This window comes from Streptomyces sp. NPDC056948, from assembly GCF_042674225.1.
Lineage (GTDB): Bacteria > Actinomycetota > Actinomycetes > Streptomycetales > Streptomycetaceae > Streptomyces > Streptomyces purpurascens.
Genome location: NZ_JBHUQX010000772.1, coordinates 1 through 1,808, shown reverse-complemented (window position 1 = coordinate 1,808; position 1,808 = coordinate 1). Strand labels below are relative to the sequence as shown.

Below are 1,808 nucleotides of genomic sequence, written 5' to 3'. Positions count from 1 at the left end.
GGCGCACTCCGGCCCGGGACCCGGATCCCAGCCGCACTATTTCCCGACGGAGGGTGATGCCCCATGTCCGCGATCCAGCTCGCCGCACTCGCCCGGACCTCCGAGCCGCAGTCGATGCTCCGCCGTTTCCTGGCCCTGGACGCCATGGTGACCGGCGCCAACGCCCTCGCCTACCTCGCGTACCCCGGCCCCCTCGGACGCTTCCTGGGCGTCGGCTCCACGCTGCTGCTCGCACTGGGCGCGTTCCTCGCCGCCTACGCGGCGGGCGTCGGCCTGCTGGCCTCCCGCCGGCGGCCGGCGGCGCTCGGTGTGCGGGCCGTCGTCGAGGCCAATCTCGTCTGGACGGTGGTGAGCCTCGTGGCCCTGGCGCTGTGGCTCACGCCGAGCACGGCGGGCGCCGTGTGGACGGTGCTCCAGGCCCTGACCGTGGCCGGGTTCGCCGTCCTCCAGCACACGGCACTGAAAGCACGTCAGGACAGCAGCGACTGAAGGTACTTGGCCGTCGCCGGGTCGGCCGGCAGGAGCGTCTCGATGGCCAGCTCGGCGACCGTCACGTCCATCGGGGTGTTGAACGTGGAGATCGAGGAGATGAACGACAGCGTCCGCCCCTCGTGCTCGATCCGCAGCGGCAGCGCGAAGTACGGCACCGGCTCCGGGGGCTCCTGAGGCCCGGCCCCCGGATCCTCCTCGGGCACCGGATACGCCGCCACCTCGTCGTACAGCTCCCGCAGCGGCTCGGAGCGGTGCAGGGCGATCTGCCGTTCCATCTGCTCCAGCAGGTGGCCGCGCCAGGCGCGCAGATTGCGGATGCGGGGCGCCAGGCCCTGCGGGTGCAGGGCGAGCCGCATCGCGTTCAGCGGGGGCTCCAGCAGGGACGCGGAGACGCCGTCGACCAGTGTCATGATCCCCCGGTTGGCCGCCACCACGTTGTACAGCGCGTCCACCACCAGCGCCGGATACGGCTCGTAGCCCCCGATCAGCCGCTCGATGCCCTCCCGCAGCGCGCCCAGCGCCGGGTCGTCCAGCGGCGTCTCCGGGTAGCGCGGGGCGTAACCGGCGGCCAGCAGCAGCGCGTTGCGCTCCCGCACGGGGACATCCAGATGCTCGGCCAGCCGCAGCACCATCTCCTCGCTGGGCCGGGACCGGCCCGTCTCGACGAAGCTGATGTGCCGGGCCGAGGAGTCCGCGCGCAGGGCCAGCTCGAGCTGGCTGACCCGGCGCTGCTCCCGCCAGGCCCGCAGCAGCGGACCCACGCCCTGGTCGGTCGTGGACGGGTGAGTGGTCATGCCGGGACCGTAGTCGAGAACCGGCCGTGCCCGACAGGCGCACGCCTCTGACCAGGGTCTCGGGCGTCCCGCTGTGGCAGGCTGAGAGGACACCGAGGACCCCGGAGCAAGGGAAGGAGCGCAGCCCATGCCCGTCGAACCGCTGTCGCAGAAGGAGGTCGAGGACCGGCTGGCCGAGCTGCCGGGCTGGTCGCTCGACGCAGACCGCCTCACCCGCTCCTACCGGCTCGGCTCGCACTTCGCGGCGACGGCGATGGTCGTGCACATCGCCCAGGTCCAGGAGGAGCTCGGCCACCACTCCGACCTCACGCTCGGCTACAACACCGTCTCCCTGTCCGTCCACACGCACAGCGCGGGCGGCGCCGTCACCCAGAAGGACTTCGAGCTCGCCCGCAGAGTGGAGGACCTGGCCCCCGGGCACGGGGCACACTGACCGGGTGCTCGACTACGACAAGGAAGCGGAGCGGTACGACGCCTCGCGCGGCGGCGAGCCCAGGGCGGCCGCCGCCGCGGAAGCGGTGC

General features: G+C 72.9%; 3 protein-coding genes and 1 pseudogene. 3 read left to right on the top strand and 1 reads right to left on the bottom strand.

The window, feature by feature from the left end; translation table 11 throughout:
* The first annotated feature begins 63 nt into the window (after nt 1-63).
* Nucleotides 64-489 (top strand): hypothetical protein, encoded by a 426-nt coding sequence (locus ACFTZL_RS44565; protein WP_382596267.1) that lies wholly within the window; start codon nt 64-66, stop codon nt 487-489.
* On the opposite strand, the gene ACFTZL_RS44560 is transcribed toward ACFTZL_RS44565, so the two are convergent.
* Complete coding sequence (locus tag ACFTZL_RS44560) at nt 471-1,286, bottom strand: helix-turn-helix domain-containing protein (RefSeq protein ID WP_382596264.1); 816 nt, start codon at nt 1,284-1,286, stop codon at nt 471-473. The two genes, ACFTZL_RS44565 and ACFTZL_RS44560, sit on opposite strands and share 19 nt — an antisense overlap.
* A 127-nt stretch (nt 1,287-1,413) precedes the next feature.
* Here ACFTZL_RS44560 and ACFTZL_RS44555 point away from each other — a divergent pair, with 127 nt between their 5' ends.
* Together ACFTZL_RS44555 and ACFTZL_RS44550 are read left to right on the top strand one after the other, a co-directional pair.
* Nucleotides 1,414-1,719, top strand: a complete 306-nt coding sequence (locus ACFTZL_RS44555) for a 4a-hydroxytetrahydrobiopterin dehydratase (RefSeq protein WP_382596261.1) — start codon at nt 1,414-1,416, stop codon at nt 1,717-1,719.
* Between the two features lie 4 nt (nt 1,720-1,723).
* A pseudogene (locus tag ACFTZL_RS44550) lies at nt 1,724-1,808 on the top strand (SAM-dependent methyltransferase); the annotation flags it as partial.